Annotated in this window: 21 protein-coding genes; 2 read left to right on the top strand and 19 right to left on the bottom strand. The window is 39.6% G+C overall.

The window, feature by feature from the left end:
- Positions 1-6 precede the first annotated feature (6 nt).
- The 12 genes from FGK96_RS03325 to trpX all read right to left on the bottom strand — a co-directional run bounded on the left by FGK96_RS03325 (position 7) and on the right by trpX (position 14,991).
- Positions 7-996 (bottom strand): lipoate--protein ligase, encoded by a 990-nt coding sequence (locus FGK96_RS03325; RefSeq protein ID WP_093958828.1) that lies wholly within the window; start codon positions 994-996, stop codon positions 7-9.
- Between the two features lie 194 nt (positions 997-1,190).
- Positions 1,191-2,951: a dihydrolipoyl dehydrogenase gene (gene lpdA / locus FGK96_RS03320; RefSeq protein WP_138081321.1), complete on the bottom strand. Its 1,761-nt coding sequence runs from the start codon at positions 2,949-2,951 to the stop codon at positions 1,191-1,193.
- A 99-nt stretch (positions 2,952-3,050) separates the two neighbouring features.
- On the bottom strand, positions 3,051-4,466 hold the full coding sequence (locus FGK96_RS03315) for a dihydrolipoamide acetyltransferase (RefSeq protein ID WP_138081318.1): 1,416 nt from the start codon (positions 4,464-4,466) through the stop codon (positions 3,051-3,053).
- 118 nt (positions 4,467-4,584) lie between these two features.
- Entirely contained in the window at positions 4,585-5,586 is a 1,002-nt protein-coding gene (locus FGK96_RS03310) for an alpha-ketoacid dehydrogenase subunit beta (RefSeq protein WP_138081315.1), read from the bottom strand.
- Between the two features lie 68 nt (positions 5,587-5,654).
- Positions 5,655-6,623, bottom strand: coding sequence for a thiamine pyrophosphate-dependent dehydrogenase E1 component subunit alpha (locus tag FGK96_RS03305; RefSeq protein ID WP_007893035.1), 969 nt, complete (start codon positions 6,621-6,623; stop codon positions 5,655-5,657).
- Between the two features lie 219 nt (positions 6,624-6,842).
- Positions 6,843-8,756 carry an ABC-F family ATP-binding cassette domain-containing protein gene (locus FGK96_RS03300; protein WP_138081313.1) on the bottom strand — a complete coding sequence of 638 codons (1,914 nt, stop codon included), beginning with the start codon at positions 8,754-8,756 and terminating at the stop codon, positions 6,843-6,845.
- A gap of 80 nt (positions 8,757-8,836) precedes the next feature.
- Complete coding sequence (locus FGK96_RS03295; RefSeq protein WP_138081311.1) at positions 8,837-9,568, bottom strand: matrixin family metalloprotease; 732 nt, start codon at positions 9,566-9,568, stop codon at positions 8,837-8,839.
- Positions 9,569-9,584: 16 nt separating this feature from the next.
- Positions 9,585-10,370, bottom strand: a complete 786-nt coding sequence (locus tag FGK96_RS03290; protein ID WP_138081309.1) for an alpha/beta hydrolase — start codon at positions 10,368-10,370, stop codon at positions 9,585-9,587.
- Between the two features lie 143 nt (positions 10,371-10,513).
- Complete coding sequence (locus FGK96_RS03285) at positions 10,514-12,175, bottom strand: ribonuclease J (RefSeq protein ID WP_138081307.1); 1,662 nt, start codon at positions 12,173-12,175, stop codon at positions 10,514-10,516.
- A gap of 183 nt (positions 12,176-12,358) precedes the next feature.
- Positions 12,359-13,117: an ABC transporter ATP-binding protein gene (locus FGK96_RS03280; protein ID WP_138081305.1), complete on the bottom strand. Its 759-nt coding sequence runs from the start codon at positions 13,115-13,117 to the stop codon at positions 12,359-12,361.
- Positions 13,114-13,983, bottom strand: coding sequence for an ABC transporter permease (locus FGK96_RS03275; RefSeq protein WP_138081303.1), 870 nt, complete (start codon positions 13,981-13,983; stop codon positions 13,114-13,116). Before FGK96_RS03275 ends, FGK96_RS03280 begins: the two co-directional genes overlap by 4 nt.
- Positions 13,984-13,992: 9 nt before the next feature.
- Entirely contained in the window at positions 13,993-14,991 is a 999-nt protein-coding gene (gene trpX, locus FGK96_RS03270) for a tryptophan ABC transporter substrate-binding protein (RefSeq protein ID WP_138081301.1), read from the bottom strand.
- 338 nt (positions 14,992-15,329) lie between these two features.
- Between trpX and FGK96_RS03265 the strand changes: the two genes are divergently transcribed.
- Positions 15,330-16,985, top strand: a complete 1,656-nt coding sequence (locus tag FGK96_RS03265) for an NFACT RNA binding domain-containing protein (protein WP_138081299.1) — start codon at positions 15,330-15,332, stop codon at positions 16,983-16,985.
- Positions 16,986-17,064: 79 nt separating this feature from the next.
- Here FGK96_RS03265 and budA read toward each other — a convergent pair whose 3' ends face one another.
- From budA to FGK96_RS03240, 5 genes are all read right to left on the bottom strand, one after another.
- Positions 17,065-17,781 (bottom strand): acetolactate decarboxylase, encoded by a 717-nt coding sequence (budA, locus tag FGK96_RS03260; RefSeq protein ID WP_138081297.1) that lies wholly within the window; start codon positions 17,779-17,781, stop codon positions 17,065-17,067.
- Between the two features lie 12 nt (positions 17,782-17,793).
- On the bottom strand, positions 17,794-19,476 hold the full coding sequence (alsS, locus tag FGK96_RS03255; protein ID WP_138081295.1) for an acetolactate synthase AlsS: 1,683 nt from the start codon (positions 19,474-19,476) through the stop codon (positions 17,794-17,796).
- Positions 19,477-19,584: 108 nt separating this feature from the next.
- On the bottom strand, positions 19,585-20,817 hold the full coding sequence (locus FGK96_RS03250; protein ID WP_138081293.1) for a tetratricopeptide repeat protein: 1,233 nt from the start codon (positions 20,815-20,817) through the stop codon (positions 19,585-19,587).
- Positions 20,807-21,988 carry an AI-2E family transporter gene (locus FGK96_RS03245; RefSeq protein ID WP_138081291.1) on the bottom strand — a complete coding sequence of 394 codons (1,182 nt, stop codon included), beginning with the start codon at positions 21,986-21,988 and terminating at the stop codon, positions 20,807-20,809. Before FGK96_RS03245 ends, FGK96_RS03250 begins: the two co-directional genes overlap by 11 nt.
- A 4-nt stretch (positions 21,989-21,992) precedes the next feature.
- Positions 21,993-22,508, bottom strand: coding sequence for an NUDIX hydrolase (locus tag FGK96_RS03240; protein ID WP_138081289.1), 516 nt, complete (start codon positions 22,506-22,508; stop codon positions 21,993-21,995).
- Between the two features lie 80 nt (positions 22,509-22,588).
- Here FGK96_RS03240 and FGK96_RS03235 point away from each other — a divergent pair, with 80 nt between their 5' ends.
- Positions 22,589-23,599 (top strand): lactonase family protein, encoded by a 1,011-nt coding sequence (locus FGK96_RS03235; protein WP_138081287.1) that lies wholly within the window; start codon positions 22,589-22,591, stop codon positions 23,597-23,599.
- Between the two features lie 364 nt (positions 23,600-23,963).
- On the opposite strand, the gene FGK96_RS03225 is transcribed toward FGK96_RS03235, so the two are convergent.
- Positions 23,964-24,902, bottom strand: coding sequence for a glycosyltransferase family 2 protein (locus FGK96_RS03225; RefSeq protein WP_138081285.1), 939 nt, complete (start codon positions 24,900-24,902; stop codon positions 23,964-23,966).
- A gap of 139 nt (positions 24,903-25,041) precedes the next feature.
- The gene (rfbB, locus tag FGK96_RS03220; protein WP_138081283.1) at positions 25,042-26,088 is read right to left on the bottom strand and encodes a dTDP-glucose 4,6-dehydratase; all 1,047 of its coding nucleotides are present in this window, start codon (positions 26,086-26,088) and stop codon (positions 25,042-25,044) included.
- Between the last annotated feature and the right edge of the window lie 38 nt (positions 26,089-26,126).

The following is a 26,126-nucleotide window of genomic DNA, read 5'->3' as shown; positions in this document are numbered from 1 at the left end:
TTTTTATTAAGCAACAATGGCTTTAGCCACTTCTTGGACAGTCATGCCAGAGAAGTACTGAGTGGTGTCAATGGTTTGGAGTTTTTCAAGAACATCTTTATAGTCATACTTACAACCAATCAAGAGACTCTCAATGTCTTGAACATCTTTAATCCCAAAGAAGTCTCCATAGATTTTAATATTCTTGATAATGGAGTTTTCAACATTGGCAAACGTATTAATCTTACCAGCTGCGTAGCGAACATTCCGCTCAATCGTGTATTCAGGAGCCTTGCCATAGGTCCAGTCCCAGCTTCCAAACTGCTCATCGGCTGACTTTTGAATCTTAGCTAGTTCATCTTCTGACAGGACATATTCCGTCATTTCAGGATAGGTTTCCTTCATTTTTTCAAGGATTTTATCGGAGAACTCGGTTACAGTGATTTTCTCTGGTAGTTCATCAAGGATATTTGTCACACGGGCACGAACTGATTTAATCCCTTTAGAAGCAATTTTATCCTTGCTAACTTTAAGGGCATCGCCAAGCACGGTCATATCAACATCAAAGAGAAGGCAACCATGGTGCATCATACGACCTTTGTAATAGGCTTGCGCATTACCGCAGAACTTTTTCCCATTGATTTCTAAGTCATTACGGCCAGTAAACTCAGCTGTGACACCAAGGTCCGCAAGGGTCTCAATAACAGGTTGTGAGAAGGTCTTGAAATCAAAGGCACCTTCAGCTGACTTGTTAGAAATAATAGTATAGTTGAGGTTGTTTAAGTCGTGATAAACCGCACCGCCACCTGATAGACGACGGACAACATGAATACCATGCTCATCTGTGTATTCTTTGTTGATTTCTTGGATAGTGTTTTGGTGCTTACCAATAATGATGGCTGGTTCGTTAATCCATAGGATAAAAATCTCGTCTTCAGATAGTAATTCTCTAAAAGCATAAGCTTCTAAGGCAATATTATAGGCTGGATTATTACTTTTGTTAACAATGTATTTCATTTTTTTCTCCTGCTATTAATAAGTTATGACTCTATCTATTTTAAGGCAAAGTAGGCCAAAAAACAAGCCTTTGGCTCTTTTAGAAAAGCACTTAGTAGCTGACTAGGTGCTGTCACACGACTCCGATAAGGGTTAGAAAACTTTGTCCACAAAAAAAGTTTAGGAAACCCTAAACTTTTTTGTTAAGCTTCTACTTATTTTCTTTTTGGTGGGTTATGGATTGCTTCGCCTAAAACGTCAGCGAATGCTTCATACATCACTTCTGAGAAGGTTGGGTGACCATGGATTGAAAGAAGCAATTCATCAACGGTCAATTCTGATTCCATGATAGTTGCTGCTTCGTTAATCATCTCTGCGGCTGCAGGACCAATGATGTGAACACCGAGGATTTCGTGGAATTTAGCGTCAGCGATAACTTTTACGAAACCATGCGCTTCGTTTGAAGCAATGGCACGTCCGTTCCCTGTGAAGCTGTTACGTCCTACTAGGATATCTCCATATTTAGCACGGGCATCTTCTTCTGTGATACCAACCATAGCCACTTCTGGGTGTGTGTAAACAGCAGCCGGAGTGAACTCAAGGTTAGCTTTGCGGACGTTACCATGCATTGCGTTTTCTGCTGCAACTTCACCCATACGGTAAGCTGCGTGGGCAAGCATCTTAGTTCCGTTAACATCACCCGGTGCATAAATGCCAGGGATAGATGTTTCTTGGTAGGCATTAACTTTGATACGGTTACGATCCATCTCAAGATTAAGATTTTCAAGACCATTCATTTGTGGGACACGACCGATAGACAGCAAAGCTTTTTCAGCAACAACTTCTTCGCCGTTGTTGAGTTTCAAGGTTAATTGGTTGTTTGCTTCTACGATTTCTTCAACACCAACTGAAGTTTTAATCTTCATACCTTTTTTGGTCAAGATTTTTTGGAGTTCAGTTGATACTTCTTTATCCATCGCAGGGATAATGCGGTCTGCCATTTCAATAACAGTAACCTCTACACCATAAGAAGCCCAAACAAGACCAAGTTCGATACCAACGACACCACCACCCATAACAGCTAGAGTTTTTGGCATTTCACGTAAGTCAAGGATATCATCAGATGTCAGAACTAGTTTAGAATCAATACCTGGAATGTTGATACGTGATACTTTTGATCCAGTAGCAAGGATAATGTTGCGACCTTTGATTGTTTCAGAACCAATGCTTACAGTTTTATCTGGGTTAACTTGACCTAGACCGTTAAAGATGGTTACTTTGTTAGCCTTAAGAAGACCCTTAACACCACCAGTTAGGGTTTTAACAACAGAGTTTTTAAACTCTACTGTTTTATCCATGTCGATAGTGTAGTTGGTTGATGCAAGATTGATACCGCGACCAGCTGCAATTTTCAAACCGTCAAGGATTTCCGCATTTTTGAGGTAGGTTTTGGTAGGGATACAACCAACGTTTAAGCAGGTACCACCAAACTCAGTTTTTTCAACGATAGCAATTTTACCGCCAAGTTGCGCACCACGGATAGCTGCGTAGTAACCAGCAGGGCCACCACCGATAACAACGATGTCATATTCATTGTCTGCAAGTGGTGCTTTGTCTGCTTTTGCTGCAGGTGCGTCTGGTTGGGCAGGTGCTTTTGGTACTTCAAGACCAGCTGCCTCAAGGTCAGCAGTTGCTTTTTCAGCTGCAGCGCCTGATGAACCTTCTTGGATTTCTTCACCTTCTGCTCCGATGTAACCAATCACTTCTGTGACAGGAACAACATCGCCAGCTTGACGAACGATTTTCAAAAGAACACCAGCATCTTCTGCTTCGATTTCCATGTTGGTTTTATCTGAGTTGATTTCTAGTAAAATGTCACCTTCATTAACAGTGTCACCTTCTTGTTTTTTCCACTCGATGATTTCACCTTCTTGCATGTCTACACCGAGTTTTGGCATAATAATTTCAACAGCCATTCTTTTCTCCTTTTATTAAATCCTATAAAGGGATTGGGGCCCTCTATATTCTTAGTCCATTATAACCTTTATTACGTCATCTGACTAATTCATGTCCAATTAGATTAAAAGTCCAAATGGGTTTTCCATCAAGTTCTTCAAATCAACCATGAATTTAGCACCATTCATACCATCGACAATACGGTGGTCGATGGTTAAGCACATAGCCATGATTGGACGCGCCACAATTTCACCGTCAACGACTGTTGGTGTTGGGATAGTTGCACCTACACCTAAGATTGCTGAGTTAGGTTGGTTGATAATTGGGTTAAATGTTTTAGTTCCAAACATTCCTAAGTTGGTGATTGAGAAGGTAGAACCTGCCATTTCAGCAGCTTTTAATTTACCAGCCTGGGTTTTCTTAATCACATCTTTAGAGGCTACGACAAATTCTGCTAGTGTCATTTTATCAGCATTGTGTACAACTGGCACAATAAGCCCATCGTCTAAACCAACTGCGATACCAATATTGACAAATTTATGCAATTCAATCTCTTGAGCATCATTGATTAATGAAGCATTCATGTAACGGTGTTCAGGTTTCATCAATGTTTTAACAACAGCCATACCAATTAGGTCGGTGAAGGATACTTTAAGACCTGTTTTTTCCATGATTGGATCAATCAGTTTCTTACGAAGAGCCATCATTTCTGTCATGTCGATGTCATAGTTGAGGGTAAATGACGGAGCTGTTAGGTAAGAGTTGGTCATACCTTTAGAGATGGCTTTACGCATTGCTGACATCTTGATGATTTCAACGCCTTCAGGTAGATCTGCTTTTGGTTTTTCAGCAGCAGCTGATTTGGCAGCAGGTGCCTGAGCAGGTTTGGCAGCTTCTGTAAGCGCAAGGATATCTTCTTTCATCACTTTGCCTTTGAAGCCACTGCCTTTAACAGTTGCTAAGTCAATACCTGCGTCGGCAGCCATTTTACGAGCCAATGGTGATGCTTTAGGTTGGGCAGTTTTAAAGTTTTCTACGTCTTCAGCATGCACACGGCCTTTTGGTCCTGAACCAGGAACTTGACCAAGGCTTACGCCCATCTCTCTTGCTGCTTTACGCGCAGCAGGTGTGGCACGGACCTGAGAATCATCTCCTTGTGGTGCTGATGTTGCTGGCACTTCAATTGCTGGTCGCTCAACTGCTTCTTTTGGAGCAACTGTTGGCGCAGCATCAGCTGAATTTGGTGCAGGAATTTCTGTTGCTTTCTCACTTGAAGCGATATTATCAACAGACTCACCTTCTGCTCCAATGTAGCTGATAACTTCTGTAACAGGAACAACGTCACCTTCGTGACGAAGGATTTTTAGGAGAACTCCAGCATCTTCTGCTTCGATTTCCATATTGGTTTTGTCTGAATTAATTTCAAGAAGAATATCGCCTTCGTTGACGGTATCACCTTCTTGTTTTTTCCACTCGATGATTTCGCCTTCTTGCATATCAACACCGAGTTTTGGCATAATGATTTCGACAGCCATAATTTTCCTTTCGTTTTCTCTTTTCTAAAAATAGCCAGTGACGCTTGATAAACTTCTGCTATTTTTATCAACGAAACAGACTGAAGGAAGCCTCAGCATTGAGACTTCATTCCTTTGTCTATTCGTTACCGTTTTTAGCCATTTTAACAATAGCTGCTTTGATTTTTTCAACATCTGGTAAGATAGCTTGTTCTAATACACGTGCGTAAGGAACTGGCACATCTTCACTTGCTAAACGAACAATTGGATGGTCAAGGTAATCAAATGCTTCACTTTCTGTAATCATTGTTGCAATCTCGCCAGTGTAACCACCAGTTTTGTAGGCGTCATTGACTAACATAACTTTACCTGTTTTCTTAACAGATTCAATGATTAACTCTTTATCAAGTGGCACTAAGGTACGTGGGTCAAGAACTTCGACATTGATTCCTTCTTCAGCAACTTCTTCAGCAGCTTGAAGAACGCGTTCTAACATACGGCCGTATGAAATGATTGTCAAGTCCGTACCTTCACGCTTGATTTCACCTTTTCCTAGTGGAATATAGAAATCTGGATCTTGGTTAACTTCTTCTTTTTTACCATAAAGTGCTTTTGGTTCCATAAAGATAACGATATTGTTATCTCGGATAGCAGATTTTAGAAGTCCTTTTGCATCGTTGGCGTTACCTGGTGCAACCACTTTGATACCTGGGATATGTGTCATCCATGCTTCAAGTGATTGTGAGTGCTGCGCTGCTGATCCAATACCTGAACCTGATGCTACACGGAAGGTTACTGGTGTTTTCAAACCACCACCAAACATGTAGTTGTTTTTAGCACCATTGTTAACAATAGCATCCATCATGATTGTCAAGAAATCCATGAAGGTGACGTCAACGATCGGACGAAGACCTGTGATTGCAGAACCGATAGCTGCACCTGAGATAGCTGCTTCTGAGATTGGGGTATCTTTAACACGTTTTGCTCCGAATTCTTCAATCATTCCAACTGATGTTCCGAAGTCTCCACCATACACACCAACATCTTCACCCATAAGGTAGATATTTTCATCTTTGCGCATTTCTTCTGTCATGGCAAGATTTACGGCTTCACGCAAAGCCATTAATTTTGTTTCACTCATTATTTACTCCTAGTTTTAATCGTATTTCTGTTAGTTTTTTTTGCAACTAATAACGGCTAAATCCGAACTTAGTCAACCCAAATATCTTCGTAGGCAACTGAAAGTTCTGGGTCTGGACTGTTTTGAGCATATTCATAAGCATCGTCAATTTCTTGTTTTACTTGTGCTTGAATAGCATCCAATTCTTCATCAGTAGCGATACCTTCTTTTGTGAGGTAAGCTCTGTATTTAAGCATTGGATCTTTTTCTTTCCAAGAAGCAACTTCTTCTTTCGTACGGTATTTACCAGCATCAGCAGTTGAATGACCAAACCAACGGTAAGATTCTACTTCAACGATTGCAGGGCCGTTACCACCACGGACATGTTTAACAGCTTGGTCCATTGTTTCATAAACAGCCATTAAGTCATTACCATCTTCACAATAAAAACCAGGAATGCCATAAGCTTCCGCACGTGTATAAAGGTGAGGTGTGTTGGTTGCATTGTTAATGTTCATTGAGATGCCGTAACGGTTGTTGATAATGAAGAAGATAACTGGTAACTTCCAGGTTGCTGCCATGTTAACAGACTCGTGGAAAGAACCTTCATTTGTTGCGCCATCACCTGAGAAAGCAACAACAATGTTATTTGTTCCTTTATATTGTTGTGTTAGGGCAGCACCTACTGCAAGCGCATAGCCACCACCAACGATACCGTTAGTTCCGTAGTTCCCTTTTTCAAAGTCAGCCAAGTGCATTGAGCCTCCGCGACCTTTAGAAACACCAGTTGCTTTACCAGCCAACTCAGCCATCATTTTGTTCAAATCCATGTCTTTAGCAATAGATTGTCCATGTCCACGGTGATTTGAGAAAATAATGTCATCATAAGTTAAATGTGCGACTGCACCAACATTGGCCGCTTCTTCACCTACTGAGAAGTGAGTCATCCCTTGTACAAAACCTCGACGTACAAGTTTGTTAATACGTGAATCGAATTCACGGATACGTTCCATTTTTAAAAACATATCCAAATGTTGTTCTCTAGAAACTGTTACCATTTTGGCCTCCATTTTTTCATTTTACCATTCAATAGTAACTTATTTTTTCACAAGTTGCAAGTTTTTAAACCGCTTCCTATGCACCAATAGACGCATTTCGCGCCAAATCTGAGAATGTGAAATCCATAATAAAATCTGTTTCATTTTTTAATCTATAATATATAACAGTTTCAAAAAAGGATTGCTTTCGCAATCCTTTTTACGTGACTTTTGTGATTTCTAGAGATCCAGCTGTGTACCAATTTCCTCCCACTCGTCCATCAAGGTCATCTGTTCTAATTCATGCTGATCCAGCTCTTTTTGACAGTCCATTAAGAGACCTGGGTCATTTGTTGCGACCATTTTTTCAGAGATTACGGCGATTTCAGCGTCGATGTCTTCCAAACGTTTTTCGATTTCAGCTAAGCGTCTGCTTAATTTCCGTATTTCTTTTTGGTTTTCTTTTTGCTTTTGGTAGTCCGTGTTGGGAATAGATGAATCAGTTGTTGCAGGCTCACTTGTGGTTTGAGCGAGACGTGCTAATTCTTCTAGCTCGGCCTTTTTCTCAATATAATAATCGTAGTCCCCCAAATACAAATGAGATCCTGTCTCTGTAATTTCCAAAACTTTGCTAGCAACGCGATTAATAAAATAACGGTCATGACTAACAAACAAGAGGGTGCCATCATAGTCAATGAGAGCATTCTCTAAAACTTCTTTACTATCAATGTCTAGATGGTTGGTGGGCTCATCTAAGATGAGAAAATTGTTATTTTCCATAGATAACTTGGCTAGTAAAAGGCGAGCCCGTTCTCCTCCTGATAACATGCTAACCGACTTTTTGACATCATCTCCTGAAAAGAGGAAAGCCCCTAGGCGATTTCTAATCTCTAACTCTGGGGTGGTTGGAAAAGCATTCCAAAGTTCATCAAGGACGCTGTTGGTTTTGGTTAGTCGTGATTGAGTCTGGTCATAATAGCCCATCTCCAGGTTAGCACCATATTTAATCTCTCCTTTAATAAAAGGGATTTGCTTTACTATAGATTTAATCAGTGTTGATTTGCCAATTCCATTTGGACCAACGATGGCAATAGCATCCCATTTTTGGACTTCAAAATCAATCGGCTCAGATAAGACCTGCTGATGGTAACCAATAGCAGCTTGCTGAACATTCAGCACCTGATTACCTGAGGGTTTTTCCGAGTGAAAGGTCATCTGAGCTGTTTTGGTGCTGGCACTTGGTTTTTCTAGGCGGTCAATTTTCTCCAACTGTTTTCGCCTTGCTTGAGCGCGCTTGGTGGTTGAGGCTCTGACGATGTTTTTTTGCACAAATTCTTCTAGCTTAGCAATTTCTTTTTGCTGTTTGTCATAGTTTTTTTCTTGGTTAGCTAACTTTGCGGCCTTCAAGTCAACAAACCGGGAATAGTTCCCCACGTAGCGGTCAAGGCCGTTTTTTTGCAAATCAAATGTGACAGTAGCCACTTTGTCTAAAAAGTAACGGTCATGGCTGACAATAAGGAGGGCACCTTGATAATTGGAGAGGTAGTTTTCTAACCACGCGATGGTTTCAATGTCCAAATGGTTGGTGGGCTCATCTAGCACTAATAAATCTGGTTTTTCTAGGAGCATTTTTGCTAAGGCCAGTCGGGTATTTTGGCCACCTGATAAAGCTGCTATGGGCATGTCCCACATGCTTTGGTCAAATTTAAAGCCATTTAAAATAGCTTTAATATCCGACTCATAGCTAAAGCCCTTACGAAGACGGAAGGATTCTGTTAGACGGTCATAATCCTGCATGAGTTTTTGCAAGGCTTCCCCACTAAGCTGACCCATTTGGCTTTCCATTTGTCGTAAGCGAGCTTCATCTTGGCGGAGATCCTCAAAAACAGCTAACATCTCCTGATAGATTGTATGACGTGACTCAAAACGGCTATCCTGAGCCAGATATGATAGGCTTAAGTCTTTTTTCTTATTCATCTCACCACTAGTGGGAGCTTCTTCACCCACTAATATTTTCAATAAGGTTGACTTACCAACGCCATTTGGACCAACTAAGGCGATGCGGTCACGTTCATCGATTTGGAGGCTAACATTCTGAAATAAAACATCTCCTGAAAAGGAACGTTCCATTTTATTTGCTTGTAAAATAATCATACTGTCATTGTAGCAAAAAAAGCCCCATTTGGGGACATTTTCGGTTATTATTTCAACCTAAAAACTCTTATGAGGCAATTTTAATTCTTTTTCTCATAGAGATTTTTGACACGCGCTACATCTGCTGCTTGAATGCCATAAAAGGAACCTGCTGTCTGCATAACAGAGACTTGATCATCAGTATGTTCTAAGCCGATAGCATGCCCCAACTCATGTTCAGCAGTGTGTACAATTCGCTCACTACTGTAACCATACCGGTCATCTAATAGGTAATAGGCATTCAAATACATTTTGACACTAGTTATGGTTTGTGTCAGTGGCTGACTCTCAACGTTGGCTAGACCAGCTGCATTGGCTGTTTTATCATTAGATTCATCAGCGATGATATCTGCTTTACGACTATCGTCGACCACTATAAAGCGGAAAGCTCCGGTACTATTCCAATTATTTAAGGCAGCCTGATAAGCATTATGAAAAATAGGATTAGTTGTTTTGATATAGACCTTCGCCTGGTTATCAGGCCACTTAACCCCATGAGTGTGCTGGAGATGATCAGCATTTAAGGTTTGTTTAACCTGTTTCTCTACTTTTGTCTGTGTATTATTCCAAACATTGTATAGTCTAACAATTTTATCACTGACAGTTGAAATCTGATTAGCTAAGGCTGAATCACTGTGATTAGCATAATAGAGTAGTCCAAAAATAAGAATAGCCAGAATGATAATTGTTTGTAGAAAGCCCCAAATAATCCGCCAAATCACTTGGAGAATCTTTAAGGGCAACCAGAATAAGGCTTTTAAGAATTTCTTCATCGTTGGTCTCCAAGTCTCATGAGAGTCTCTCTTCTTTGACATAACGGATTGGTAACCACTCCAAAAGCACTTCTAGTTGCTGGTTCCAATAATACCAATCATGGGTACCATGATCCTTTTTATAGCTAATATCAAGTCCGAGTTCTTGTAATTGCGCAACTGCTCTCTCATTAGCATCAAATAGGAAATCTTCATAACCACACCAAGCATAGAAATGGGTTTGTAAATCTGATTCAGGAACCATAGCTCTTAATTGGTGTTGCTCAATCTGACTAGCATCCAAATCACCAAAGACGCCCCGCCAATATTTGACAGTATTATCATCCATCTTATCAAAAACAGCCTCAGGTGTCGTTAGTGCTCCAGAAAAAGAAGCTGCGTAAGAAAAACGATTGGTTTTTAAGGCTATCTTATAGGCACCATAACCTCCCATAGAAAGGCCTGCAATAAAGGTTTTTTCACGTTTTTGGGTCATATTAGGGAAAAAGCTGCGCAGAACTTGTGGTAATTCGCTGGCTATCGCTTGATAATATGAGAGACCAGAAGCAGTATCTGTATACCAGCCCAAATCAGTTGATGGCATGACCACAATCAGATTAGTATGTCTGAGCAGACGTTCAATGTCGGTTCTTTTTTGCCAAGAATTTTCATTTCCACCCATTCCATGAAGAAGGTATAAGACAGGAATATCAGTATCTCCTTGCTCCTCAATAGCTAGTGAGGATTGGTCTGGATAAATCACATTTACTTGTCGTTCCATCTCTAATACTTCTGAACGGTATTCAATTGATATAGTTGCCATATAATGCCTTTCTATTCATTTCAATGATGAAAAATGAGTGAGATTGGCCAATGCATCGAAGCTGACTATCTCACTCATCAATTGTCAAAGGGAACTGACCCCCTATTGTAACTAGTATACTTTTGTATGTCTCAAGAAATCGCTTAACGGACTTCCATGACTACTGGAAGAATAGCTGGACGACGTTTGGTTTGTTCAAACAAGAATTTAGACAGCTCGTCGCGGACAGATCCTTTGAGTTCGCCCCAATCAAAATTGTCTTGTTGCAGGTAATTCCCCACTGTTGTATTGACCAATTCTGCACTTTCTCGCAGAATATCACGGCTCTTTTTAACGTAAACAAAGCCACGAGTATTGACCTTAGCTTTTGAAATGATTCTCTTTTCACGCTTGCTAACGGTGATAACAACAATAAAGATCCCATCTTCTGATAAGACTTTACGGTCACGCAGAACAATGTTACCGACATCTCCGATGGCATTACCGTCAATCATGACATCGCTAGCAGGAATCGCACCTTCATGCAAGAAGCCCTCTTGGTTGAGAACCATGATATCACCACGTTTAACAATGTAGATATTTTCTGGGAAAAGCCCAATCTCTTCTGCTAACTCAGCATGGGCTGCTAAATCACGGTATTCACCCTGAATCGGGAACAAATATTTCGGTTTGATTAAGTTAAGCATTAACTGCAAGTCACGTCCATTAGCATGGCCTGAAACTCGTAAATTTTGAGTAATGAGGTTGACTGAACCCCCTGCTTTATAAATGAGGTTTTCAACACGCGCAACCATCGCTTCTTTAGCAACATTTGGTGTAGTGATGATATAGACCAAATCACCTTTTTTAATATTAACAAAACGGTGACGACCTATTGCCATTTTTTGCAAGCTCACAATTGGCTCGCCCATGCGTCCTGCTTCAAGGACAATGAGTTCATGGTCTTCATATTTAGACATGTCTTTTGGCTTGATTAACAATTTTTCGTCAATCAGCGTTAATTTTTTCAGACGGATAGCTGTGCGCACTACATTTTCCACATCACTACCAGTCAGAACCACGCGTCTGCCAGAAGCTGCTGCTGAGTCAAAAACCTGCTGAATGCGGACTAAATTTGAAGCAACGGCTGCAATAATCACACGACCTTCTGCATCGCCTATAACTTGGTTCATCTCATCACCAACTTCAGTTTCACTGGCTGTTTGCACAACTGAAGTGGCATTGGCAGAAGCTGATAGTAAAGCAAGAACACCTTCTTTACCAATCTCAGCTAGACGAGCTAGGTCTGTCTGGTAACCTTCACGCGCCGCCTGGTCAAATTTAAAATCACCTGTATAGACAATATTTCCACGGTCGGTGCCGATAACTACTCCCAAGGTTTCTGGGATTGAGTGGGTAGTGCTAAAGAAAGAAACCAAACCATCACGGAATTCAATCTCTGTTTCACTATCAACAATATGAAAATTGTTAAATTTCTTAGTTGCATTGTTACTTTTAACAAAGAGCTTGGATAGTTCTATGGTGAGCTCAGAACCAAAAACAGGTACGGGTACTTCTGCTAATAGGTAGGGCAAAGCTCCAATGGCATCGGCATGGCCGTGGCTTAAGAATACACCTTGTACCTTATCTTTATTTTCAATAAGGTAATCCAAATTAGGGATAACAAGATCCACTCCTAATTGTTCGTTCTCTGGGTATTTTAAACCAGCGTCTAAGATAAATATCGAATTGTTTATTTCTACCAAGTAGAAGTTCTTTCCATATTCACGAACTCCTCCCAAGGCGATAATTTTTATATCACTCATGATACTCCTTTAAGATTATTTATTACAAACGGTCCTTACATGGTAAGTCGAATTACTGTTTTGTAGCTTTGCTACACTCCTTAATAGTATACCATATTTTCATCTTTTTTTGCTATCTCCTATCTCAGAAGTGCCAACTATTCTCAAAAAAAGCCTTGAAAAATCAAGACTTCTCTTTGCCTCTTATTCAAAAATCTGGTAGTAATCGGCGATACTGAGTTCTGCTTTAGCTTTTTGATCCAAGTCCTTGATGATTTTACCATCTTTCATGACAATTAGTCGATTCCCATAAGTCAAGGCGTCTTCCATGTGATGGGTAATCATCAGAGCCGTTAAATGGTCCTCTCTGACAAAAGTATCGGTCAAGTTCATTAAAGCCAGACTGGTTTTGGGATCTAGGGCTGCTGTGTGCTCGTCTAAGAGTAGTAAATCTGGACGCTTGAGTGTGGCCATGAGTAAGCTGAGTGCCTGACGCTGACCACCTGAAAGTAAACCTGTTGGTGTTTCAAGGTGATTTTCCAAGCCATTGCCAGTCTTAGCTAGGAGTTCCAAGAAATAGCTACTTCTAGTCTGTAAGGAGCGTTTTATCAGGCGTCGTTTATCGCCTCGTTTCTCAGCAATTAGGAGATTCTCTGCTACTGTCATTCTAGGTGCCGTACCCATTTTCGGATCTTGGAAAACCCGTGCCAAATAATTTGCCCGGCGCTCAGCTCCCATACGCGTTACATCATGTCCTAAGATTTTAATTTGTCCTTTGCTCAAAAGCAGGGTTCCCGCAATCACGTTAAAAAGGGTTGACTTACCCGCACCATTTCCCCCTAAAACAGTGATGAAATCATGCTCATAAATGGTCAGGTTAACATTATCTAGAATGGTTTTATGATCATCAAAACCATTATTAACAGTTAGGGAAGCGTCAATTAATTCAATAATTTTTGTCATCGTGATACTTTTACCCCCTTAAAGAATCGCTTACGCAGCACTGGCATCGTCAAACAAAGAGCAAGTACAAGTGCACTGAAAAGTTTCAAATAATTGGTATTAAACCCTAAAGCAATCACCGTTGAAATCAGAAACTGATACAGGACAGAACCAACTAGAATAGCAATCAAACGCTCCAAGAGAGTCAGATTAATTGAGTACAAGACTTCTCCGATAATGATACTGGCAAGGCCAATAACAATAACACCAATTCCCTTAGAAACATCAGCGTAGCCGTCTTGCTGACTAACGAGTGCTCCTGATAAACCAATTAGAGCATTTGAAAGAACTAAGCCCATTAATTCCATACGATCGGTATTAATCCCAAAGCTTTTAGCCATATCACGGTTATCTCCCGTTGCGATATAAGCCTGCCCTAAATCAGTATAGAGGAAATAAATCAAGAGGAAAATAATGAGAGAAACTGCTAAACAGCCCATGATTAATTGGTTAAGGTTGGGTGCAAATGGCAAATAATCTTGGATACGCTTGATCTCTTGGAGTCCCAAATTAGCTCGTCCCATAACCATTAACATAATTGAATTGCAAGACGTCATGACTAGAATCCCTGCTAAAATGGTCGGAATCCTACCTTTTGTATATAAAAGTCCCGTTATTAAGCCCGCTAAACCACCAGCAACCATTCCCATAAAGGTGGCTAAAAAAGGGTTCACCCCCATATTCATAGCAGTCACCGTGACTGCACCACCAAGAGGAAAGGACCCTTCTGTGGTCATATCAGGAAAGTTTAAAATTCTAAAAGTGAGGTATATCCCGAGACCTAAAATCCCCCATAATAAACCTTGTGAAACAGATGAAATAATCATTGACGCCTCCTATTTCTTACCAAGAATGTCAGCAGTCTTTGCTAAGCTTTCAGGGATCTTTATTCCCAAACGATGAGCTACTTTTTGGTTAATGACTGCTTTCCCATTATCTACAATTTTGACTGGAACTTGACTGACTGCCTTGCCAGCTACTAGAGCCTTGATTTGCTTTGCTGTCTCTACCCCTAGTTGGTATTGATTTTGTGAAACTGAGGCGATACTGCCAGCCTCTACCATGGTATCCACACTAGAGTAGACTGGTATTTTCGCTGCATTGCTAGCGCTAATAACGGCCGAAAAAGCGGAAGCAATGGTATTGTCTTGAGGTAAAAAGATAGCATCAACTTTTCCAGTCATAATTGACATGGTTGAGGGAACTTCATTAGTCGATGGAACAGCATAGGGAAAAACTTGATAGCCTGCTGACTTAGCATAAGCGGTGAAGTCTCTTACTTGGGAAAGGGAGTTATCTTCATTACTAGCATATAAAACAGCAATTCTTTTTACTTCTGGTGTCAGCTCTTTAATGAGTGTGACCGTTTGTTTCAAGGGCACTCGATTGGATAAGCCTGTAACATTAGCCTCTGGCTTATCCAAATGCTTGACCAGTTTGGCCCCCACAGGGTCAGTAACAGCAGACATAACCACTGGGACCTCTTTTGTAGCCGCTGCTAGTCCTTGAGCAGCTGGCGTTGCGATACCAACTAGGATATCACTGTCCTTAGTCAACAACTGATGGCTCATCGTTTGGATCTTACTCTGGTCCCCTTCGGCGTTCATAAGTGTGACCTCAATTTTTTTACCAGATACTGGTTGACGGTGCAACTCGTCTTCGATTCCCTTTTCAATTTGGTTCAAAGCTTCATGCGTTACCAGCTGCAAGATACCCACCTTAATTAAACTTTTATCCTCAAATGTCCTTTGATGGTTGCCTTTGTCCAAAACCAGCGATCCCAAAACCATGATTACGATGGTTATCAGACTTGCTATTAACCGTTTACTTTTCATCTTCTGTCTCCTACTTTTTTACACCATTTTGCCAAAAGAAAAAGCACTCAGTAAATTATCTTACTAGCGCCTCAGTAATTTTATTATCAGCGCATAGATAGCTTTTTAGGAGTGCTCTAAAAGTCGTATCTATGCCAAATCCATAAACACAACTTTATCTATGCCAGCTTTGCCATTTTGTCATCAAGATATGGTTGTTCATCATGGATTTTCCTTTCTCGCTTTTTTATCATTATAGCTTAAATTCGAAAAATTGCAAGGTAAAATAGTCAATTCTTTTTCTGCGGACTTTCTGATATGGTATAATGGAGAGATTAGAAGACGGAAGGGGAGAAAATATGTCATTTGATGGCTTTTTCTTACATCACTTAAGTAAAGAACTTTCTGAAAAACTACTTTTTGGTAGAATCCAAAAAGTGAATCAGCCTTACGAAAGAGAATTAGTACTATCTATACGTAATCATCGACAAAATTTTAAATTACTACTATCAGCTCACCCTGTTTTTGGGCGTATTCAAATCACCCAGAGCGAATTCCTAAATCCAGCTGTGCCAAACACTTTTACCATGATGATGCGGAAATATTTGCAAGGGGCGGTGATTGAGTCCTTTAAACAAATTGAAAACGATCGAATTATTGAAATAGGTGTCTCTAATAAAAACGAAATTGGAGACGCCATCAAGACAACTCTGATTATCGAAATCATGGGCAAACACAGTAATATTATTTTAATTGATCGCAATCAAGATAAAATTATCGAGTCTATCAAACACGTTGGCTTCTCGCAAAATTCTTACCGGACCATTTTACCGGGTTCTGCCTACCGAGAACCTCCTAAAAGCCGAGGCTACAATCCCTATACGATTTCTGATGAAAAACTCTTTGAAATTTTACAAACGCAGAGGCTCGATGCCAAAAATCTGCAAGAACACTTTCAAGGACTTGGTCGCGACAGTGCCCAAGAATTGGCAAGGCAAGTGGCTAGTGACCAAAAACTTAAGGCTTTCCGACAATTCTTCGCAGACGAAACGCGTCCTAGCTTAACGGCAAAATCGTTCGCAGCTATACGTTTTTCAGACAGTCATGCTTACTTTGAAGATTTATCTAGCCTGCTAGACCATTATTACCTAGATAAGGCTGAACGCGACCGCGTTAGCCAGCAGGCTAGCGATTTGATACATCGTGTCCAAAACGAATTAGACAAGAACATTAAAAAATTAGCTAAACAAGAAGCCGAACTTGCTGCCACAGAGAATGCAGAAGATTTTCGTCAAAAAGGGGAACTCTTAACAACTTATTTAAGTCAAGTTCCCAACAACAAAAGTTCTGTTAGACTTGAAAACTACTATACAGGACATGATATTGATATCGCATTGGATTTGAGCCTGACTCCTAACCAAAATGCACAACGTTATTTCAAGAAATACCAAAAACTAAAAGAAGCAGTTAAGCATTTATCAGGTCTCATTGCTGAAACAAAGCAGAGCATTGCCTATTTCGAAAGTGTTGACTACAATCTTTCACAGGCTAATCGCGATGAGATTGAAGACATTCGAGAAGAATTAATTGAAGCAGGTTTCATGAAGCGTCGCTCAACTGATAAGCGACACAAGCGCAAGAAACCAGAACAATATCTAGCTAGTGACGGACAAACCATTATCTTGGTTGGTCGCAATAATTTGCAAAATGAGGAACTGTCCTTCAAGATGGCTAAAAAAGGGGAACTGTGGTTCCACGCCAAGGATATTCCAGGGGGTCATGTTATTATTAAAGATAATCTTGACCCAAGTGATCAAGTCAAAACAGATGCTGCTGAATTGGCAGCCTACTTCTCCAAAGGGCGCCTGTCTAATCTCGTTCAAGTAGATATGATTGAAGCCAAAAAATTACATAAACCAAGTGGCGCCAAACCTGGTTTTGTGACTTATACAGGTCAGAAAACGTTACGAGTTACCCCTGAAAAGGACAAGATTGAAGCTATGAAGATCACATAAAAACTGAGCCTAATGCTCTCCTTACAAGTTACTAGCTTGACTAGCTGCCTTATAAGGATCACATTAGACTCAGTCTTTTTTATTCTGATTGATCGATATCTTTTCTTAATTGTTCAATATCAAAGTTAGCGTCTCTAAAAGCTTGGTTATTTGCAGGAAAATCCTGTAATAAGCCATCAACTTGCCCAATTTCAGCTTGACCATTGACTATTTGAAAATCTAAGACGTGACCACCGAACTGTTTATCGTCAGATAAGAAATGCAAATGATAGCCAGCAACACTAAGGCCATGAAAGAGTTCTGGTGTCCAAAAACCTAGTAAGGTTCCAGAAACATCTTCTTTTTTAAACTCTGGCTGTGATTGAGCAATTTTAGCAAAAGACTTACCCAAAGGTGATTTGGGAATCATTCGAACATGCATATTTTTAAACTGCCCTCTAATTTTGAGTGAGTGAAATAAATTGCGACTGATAAATTGAGCTTCCAATTTTTCTTTCAAAGCAGTAGCCGATAAGGTTTGGTCAATAGAAAAGTTTTGCACTGGCTGGTGTTTGACTACTGCTGCATAGGGCACTGTTTCTTGTCCTTCTAGTGCCACAACCTCTACCTTAGCACCAGTTCCTATGGCTTGATAGGCTTTGCCATCTAGAATAATCAATTCTCCATCAATCTGATCTAATGTTCCAATCCCAAGATCCCCATGTTCGAGTAACTGTTTCAAGGGCATCGTACCTTGGTAGAGCCCCGCCATCAGCGCTGCTAAACTATTGTGTTGAAAAAGTATTGTTTGTGTCATAAAATCACCTTCTTAGTAAAACTCATCTGGTAAGATAGTTTCGCCTAAGCGACCATTATCCTTATAATCAATTGGAATATCTATAAGCACCGGGCCATGTTCTGATTCTTTAATGGCTTGCGCTAATCTTTCATTGAATCCTTGCTTGCTATCAACCCGGTAGCCCTTGGCACCAAAAGCTTCTGCATATTTGACAAAATCAACATCGCCTAGTTGAACACCTGCTGAGCGACCATATTTCATTTCTTCTTGGAATTCTACCATATTGTAACGACCATCATTCCAAATAATGTGTACAATTGGCAATTTCAAACGCACTGCTACTTCTAACTCTTGTGCTGAGAAGAGAAAACCACCATCTCCTGATACCGAAATAACAGTTTTATGAGGACGCACTAATGCTGCTGAGATAGCCCATGGAAGGGCAACACCTAAAGTTTGCATACCATTTGAAAAGAGCAAATGACGGGCTTCATAAGACTTGAAGTAGCGAGCCATCCAAATATAGTGACTACCGACGTCAACCGTAACAGTCATCTCATCATCGATTTGTTCTTGTAAGATATCCATAACATCTAATGGATGGATTAGGCCATCTTTAGACCGACGATCAAACTTAAGATCGCCATCTAGATTTTTCTTAAGATTTTGCAAATAATCGATAGAACCTTGAGGCAGAGCATAGCCATTAACAGCCGGTAAGAGAAGATCCATAGTCTCGGCAATATCACCAATCAACTCACGTTCTGGTTGGAAATAAGTATCAATCTCTGCTTGGGCGACATCAATAACAATCACACGCGCTGAAATTTCAGCATTCCAGTTACGGGCTTCGTATTCAATAGGGTCATAACCAACAGCAATAACCAAATCAGATTTTTTAAGAAGCATATCGCCAGGTTGGTTACGGAAAAGGCCAACACGACCGAAGAAGGTTTCTTCCTCTAATTCACGCGAGACAATTCCTGCCCCTTGAAAAGTTTCCACAACTGGTAATTTAACAGAATCTAAGAGACGACGGATAGAAGCTGTTACTTTCTCATCTGAGGCTCCATTTCCTAAAAGTAGAACTGGTAAAACAGCGTTACGGATGGCTTGCGCTAGGTAATTAATATCTTCCACTGATGCAGATCCTAGTTTGGGAGCTGTTAAAGGCTTGATGGCTTTAACCTTAACGGGACTGTCTGTCACATCTTGAGGAATGGAAATAAAACTAGCACCAGGTTTTCCTGATTTAGCCTTACGATAAGCATTAGCAATAGTTTCTGACAGAGTATCGGCATCATGAACTTCCGCAGAATATTTAGTGATAGGTTCTAGTAAAGCTACATTATTCATGGATTGGTGAGATCTCTTCAGGAGATCCCCACGTTTAACTTGACCACCAATTGCCAGCACAGGATCACCTTCTGCTGTTGCAGTGACTAGACCAGTTGCTAGGTTGGAAATACCCGGGCCACTTGTTGCAATGACCACCCCTGGTTTTCCTGTAATCCTACCAATAGCTTGAGCCATAAAGGTAGCATTTTGCTCGTGCCGTGACACAATTAATTGGGGACCGGGACCCTTATCTTCTAGAGTATCGAAAATACGATCAATCTTTGCACCCGGAATACCAAATACATACTGGACGTCATGATTAATGAGGCTGTCAACAACTAGATCAGCCCCGTAGTTTTCTTTTATATCTGCCATGATTATCACTCCTCTATTTCACAATATAAAGCCATTATAGCACTTGATCGTGTAAAGGTCTTAAAATTAATTTGTGATTTTCATATTTTCTGAAAATAATTGATTCTATTAGAGCAACTCTTCTAAAAATTGTTGCATATTAATATCATCTGGAACCAGAGCTAAGTAAGATTGGCTAACAGCTTTAGCTTTTTCTAATAGAGCAAAGTCACGTAATATATAAGCATAATCTAGTAAGAATTCCGGATTATCTTTGAGGTCATCTGCTAATTCTTGATAGAGATTTAGTGCTTTTTCTTCTTGATCAAGGGCTTGATAGGCTTTGGCTAAATTCCATTTAGTTAAGATATTATCTGTGTCCTCTATACCTAAAGCAACCACTTCTTGATAACGATCACTGTCTAAATAGAGTGTTGATAAGCGCATAACTACTTCTTCTGGATTATCCGTGATTTTTTTAGCTTCCAACAAATATTCTTCTGCTAACTGATGGTCATGCGTTTCAAAGGCTAATTGTGATGCTAATAGCAATAGTTGGCTATCAAAGGCATTTTTTCGCAGTGCTTGTTGCACTAATCTCAGCGCTTCTGCTGTTTTGTGTTCTTTATGTAGACTTTGAGCATAGCCATATTCATAACCCTCAAAATCTGGATTCATGGTTTCCAGCTGTTTAAAGTATAAATTAGCTTTTTGATAGTCATCTTGGTCATAGAGGATAGTTGCTAGTTCATAGACTGTTTCGTCATCATAGGCTATTTGAACAGCTTTCTCTAAAAATTCAATAGCCGCCTCAAATTTACCAAGTCCAGCATAGGCTCTTCCAATCCGTTGATAAGTTGAGACGCCCGTACTTTCTAATATTTCACGATTATCTAAGAGTGCGTAGTGGTTAATAGCTGTTTGAAATTGACCCAAGTCTAATTCCAATTCCGCTAAACCAAAACGTATCAGTGGATCATCACTTAAAGTTTGAGCTTCTAAGAGCTTTTCATGGGCAACATCTGTCAAACCTTCCATATCATATAAATCGGCCATAATCAGTAGAGCATGAAGATAGTCTGGACTTTCAGGTGAAATCCTATCCAAGTATAAGAAAGCTTCTTCGACATCATTGTCTTCTGCGACAATTTGTGCCAAATTTAAGTTCACCTCGGGGTACTTGTCCTCAAGTTGCTGATAAAGTTTTTTGGCATGCGGTAGAAAGCCAATACTTTCCAAATAAGCGCCTAAGGCTAATAAACTGTCATCATCATCACTTGCTAAGGCTTTCTTAAAATATTTCTCCGCATGCTCTAAGTCTTGTTGCTCAATCGAAGCAATCATTTTCTCACTATTTAACACGTTCGTCTTTCTCCTCAACAATAATCTTGTTATCTACATAAAGATTACTTACTGACTTATACCAATCGAAAAGTTCTTTAACGATAACTTTTAGCGAAGCATAGATTGGAATAATCAAGAAGACGCCCCAAACTCCAAACATAGCTCCTGAGGTTAAGAGTAAGAACATAATGGTAATTGGGTGAATACTTAACTTATTGCCCAAAACTAGTGGAGTTACAAAACGTCCTTCAATGGTTTGTTCAATCGTAAAGATTAAGAGAACTTTTACCAACATTAAAGGCCCTTGAACTAAAGCCATGATGACAACTGGCACCATAGCTAAAAAGCTACCTAAATAAGGGACCATATTTAGGACTCCAGCAACAATGGCAAAGGTAATGGAATATTTCAATCCGACAAGACTAAACATAATAGCAAACATGAAACCAACAATTATGGCAACTGTTACTTGTCCCTGAACATAACCCGCTAATTGTTTATTGATATCTCCAAGCACACGCGAAATAGGAGCTCTTAGTTTAGTTGGCAAAACATTCACTAAACCATCTTTCATTTTGCCACTGTCCCTTAGGAAGTAGAAAATAATAAAGGGGGAAATGATAATTGAAACGGTAATTCTTGCGATAGCACTAGCAAACGACCCCGCCCATTCAAAAGCATTTTTTGAGAAAGTTTCAGCGTAGTCAATAGCTTTTTTACTAATATTAGTTACCATATCTTGTAACTCTGTGCGATAGCTGACTAACCAGTCATTTTCCAAAAGTTTATTGGTCTCTTTATTAACCGTACCGATATATTTGGGAAGGTCCGCAATAAAAGTCGTAATTTGGTTACCAATCATTGGGATTAAACTTGCAAAAGCCCAGATAAGTAGGCATAGGATTAGAGTAAAGACAATAATGATTGAGGTTGTCCGACTTGGACCTAAATTTTCAATACCATCAACCAAAGGTTTGGTTAAGTAATACAAAATAGTTGAAATCACTAATGGTAACATTAAAATGGTTAAAAAAGAGCCAAGCGAAGCAAATAAAAATGAGATTTTAGTAAAAACAAAGATGATTGCAAAAACCAAAAGTAAGACGAAAAGACTCACCACTGCTTTATTGTTTAAAATCCACTTATAAAACCAGCTATTTTCAATTGGAGTATCTGTTTTTTTTATCATTAAGTTATTTTTCCTCTCGATTGTGTTTAAATGTTAAAGAAGGGTCATAAAAATGGACCTCTTTATCTAATAACTGGTGATTATCACCATATCTAAATTTGGCCGAGAAAAAGGGACGATCTTCTAAAATCCATTTAAAAATATCGTAGTCACCTTCCCAGGTCGGCTTAGATAGAACTTGATCATAGGGAACCCATTCTAAGGTTCCTTCACGAGACTCTTGGTCTGAAATCAGCTGACCGCTAAAAGCAGTCACTTTAAAAACATAGGTATACCAATCATGACCAGGTGTGAAATTAGGAAACGTGATCACGCCTTTAAAAGCCATCTCCTCAACCTTTAAATGGGTTTCTTCGTAAATCTCTCTGATGGCACACTGATCTGGACTTTCACCAGGTTCAAGTTTTCCACCAACAGAAATCCATTTCCCTTCATGGACATCATTTTCCTTTTTATTGCGATGTAATAACAAAAGTGATTTACCATCGTCAATATAACATATTGTCGCTAATTTAGTCATTGTAACATCCTTTTTTTCTTTGTTACTATTATACCAATATCAGTAAAATATGCTATCATTAAATGACCTGGAGGTTAAAAATGAAAACAGAAGTTTATTTCGGCACTTATACTCAAAACCAAGCTAAAGGTATCTATAAGGCACAGTTTGACCAAAAAACAGGGAGCTTATCAGATCTTGACAATATTATTCAGACACAATCTCCCACCTACTTGGCCTTATCCAAAAAAGGGATTCTTTATAGTATTGTCAAAGGTGGAAACAAAGGTGGTATTGCAGCCTTTAATCCAAATGGTCAACTGATTAATCAGCTTGTCTCAGAGGGCTCCCCCCTCTGTCATATTGCTATTGATGAACGCAGACAACTAGTTTATGGTGCCAACTATCATAAAGGGGAAATCAGTGTTTATCATATTCAAAAAAATGGTGGCCTACAAGTTGCCGACTTAGTCACCCTGAGAGGTTCTGGTCCCCACCCTAATCAAAAGACCTCCCATGCTCATTATGTTGGCTTAAGCCCAGATCATTATCTGATTACCTGCGATTTGGGAGCTGACAAGGTTAGAAGCTATGCCATTTCCCAAAAGGGAAGCCTGGATCTAATCACAGAATACCACTCCCACCCTGGCTCAGGGAGTCGCCACTTAGTTTTCCATCCCAACGAAAAAATCGCTTACTTACTATGTGAACTGAGCTCCACTGTGGAAGTCCTCATTTACAACGGTTGTGGCTATTTTGAACATCTCCAGACCATCAGTACCTTACCCGAAAACTACGATGGCTTCAATGCAACAGCTGCTATTCGCATCTCAACCGACGGTCGTTTCTTATATATAAGTAATCGAGGCCATGATTCAATTGCTTGTTTTAGGATTGCAAAAGATGCTCAGTTAAGTTTGCTTGATATTGTTCCTTGTCATGGTAAAACACCCAGAGATTTCAATCTTAGTCCTGATCAGAATTATCTCCTTGTAGGGTATCAAGATAGCAACCATGTGAGCGTCTTTAGACGTGACCAACAAACTGGTCAACTAAATCTAGTGGACGAGAGTTTTTACCTGCCTGAAGCAGTTTGTCTTTTATTTGCCTAATAAAACTCGCAATCTTTCTTTATTAGACCACAATATGGTTAACTCACGTAAACATCATAAAAGAGTAGACAATATGAAGCCACAAGAACTTTTTGACCAAGTTAAAGAACTGATTGCTAAAAAACCTTTGGCTTATGCCAGGTTTCATTACGGAATACAAAGATGCTCTAGGTAGCTAGTTTAAAGAAGCAAAAAGCTTTCTCGAAGGTTCCGAAGTTGTTAATGAACTCTTTTTTGATAACATCAAAGGATTATTTCAGAAATAAAATAAAAGTAGAGTGATATTCTTGATAATATCACTCTACTTTTATAATTTTTAACTAGCCAATGACACATCTAGAAGTGACTTAATGTATGTAGTTAATTAGCCACGTTCTTTAATAATATAAGGGGGACGTTTTTTGGTTTCCAAGAAAATTTTGGCAACATATTTTCCTAAGATACCTAAACATAGTAATTGAAGACCACCAATGAAAAGAATGACGACAATTATACTAGCCCAACCATCAACACTACCTCCATAAGTTAGCTTACGCACAATAACAAATAGTATGCCGATAATTGAAGCCAGGAATGAAAAGATACCACTATAGGTTGCTATACTAAGCAAAGCTTCTGAAAAGTTAATAAAGCCTTCCATTGAGTACTTGACCAGCTGCCAAAAATTCCAAGAGGTTTCCCCAGCAACTCTTTCTCTATTTTCAAAGCTAATATAATAGGTGTCATAGCCAACCCAAGCAAAGATTCCTTTTGAAAAGCGATTAACTTCTCCCATTTCTAAAATACTATCCACCACTTGTCTTGTCATAAGGCAAAAATCTCTTGCACCGTCCACAATTGTTGTATCAGAGAGATAGCTAATCATTTTATAGAACATCTTAGCAAAAAAGGTTCGGATTGGAGGCTCACCGTCGCGATCTTTACGCCGCGTACCGACAATATCGTAACCCTGCTCAATTTTGTTCAGCATTTCAACCAACAACTCTGGCGGATCTTGAAGATCCGCATCCATTACTGTGATGTAGTCTCCTTTAGCATGCTCTAAACCAGCAAGTAGGGCGCTCTCTTTACCAAAATTTCGTGAAAAGGACAGATAATGAACATTACTTTTAACGTAACACATTTCTTTTAAAATAGAAAGAGTATTGTCTTTAGAGCCATCATTGACAAAAATATATTCAAAATCCACTTTAGATGCCAGTTGGTTTTCATATTGAACGGTTTCTTGTAAAAATAGTTTAACGGTCTCCTCTTCGTTGTAACATGGCACAATAATAGATAGAAGCTTTTTATTATATAACATAATAGACCTGTCTCTAAGTCTTTTTCTAGAGAGAGAACAACCGATACAACTGTCAATTTTAATAAAATTATATAAGTTTCTAGTTAAGTTACTTCTCTTTTTAAGACTATTTTGTGATACTTACTGGGCTAACAACGTTTTAAGAAATGACTTCTTGAGTTTTTGCATATTTAGCTTCAACTTCTGCTTTTTCTGCTTTCCACCAGTCTTCATGCTCTGCATACCAATTGATTGTTTCTTCTAATCCTTGTTCGAAGTTAGTAAACTCAGGTGTCCAGCCTAACTCTTGACGTAGTTTACTTGAATCAATAGCATACCGTAAGTCATGGCCGGCACGGTCAGTGACGTGGTCATAGGCATCTTTTGGTTGACCCATTTTTTCTAGAATCAATTCTAACACTTCTTTATTATTCTTCTCACCGTCTGCCCCAATTAAATAGGTTTCACCAATACGGCCTTTGGTTAGAATAGCCCAAACTCCGGTTGAATGGTCATTAGTATGAATCCAGTCTCTGACATTTTTTCCTTCACCATAAAGTTTTGGTTTTATTCCTGACAAGATATTGGTAATCTGGCGAGGAATAAATTTCTCAATATGTTGGTAAGGTCCGTAATTGTTAGAACAGTTTGAAATAGTTGCCTTTACTCCAAATGAACGTACCCAAGCTTTGACAATCAAATCAGATGCTGCCTTTGTTGATGAATAAGGTGAAGAAGGATTGTACTTAGTTTCAGCAGTAAACTTCTCACCTTCTCCTTCCCCATGTCCTGGCAAGTCTTCGCGTAATGGAAGATCTCCGTAAACTTCATCTGTGGAAACATGATGAAAACGGATGTCATACTTACGAGCAGCTTCTAGTAAGGTATATGTTCCGATAAAATTAGTATGGATGAAAGGGCTAGGATCGTTCAAGGAATTATCATTATGACTTTCAGCAGCATAATGAACAATGGCATCTGCTTTAGCAGCTAATTGGTCAACTAAAGCTGCATCAGCAATATCACCAACGACTAGTTCAACACGATCACCTAAGATTGCTTCAATATTAGCTTTATTACCAGCATAGGTAAGTTTATCTAAAACTGTGACATGAACATCTGGGTGATTATTATAAACATAGTGTACAAAGTTTGAACCGATGAAGCCTGCTCCACCAGTTACGATGATATTTTTGTATTCTGACATGAATCTTCTTTCTCCTAACTTTAGAGTCCGCCTCTAAA

The sequence above is a fragment of the Streptococcus porcinus genome (assembly GCF_901542335.1).
GTDB classification, from domain to species: domain Bacteria; phylum Bacillota; class Bacilli; order Lactobacillales; family Streptococcaceae; genus Streptococcus; species Streptococcus porcinus_A.
This window is presented reverse-complemented; position numbering and strand designations above follow the sequence as displayed.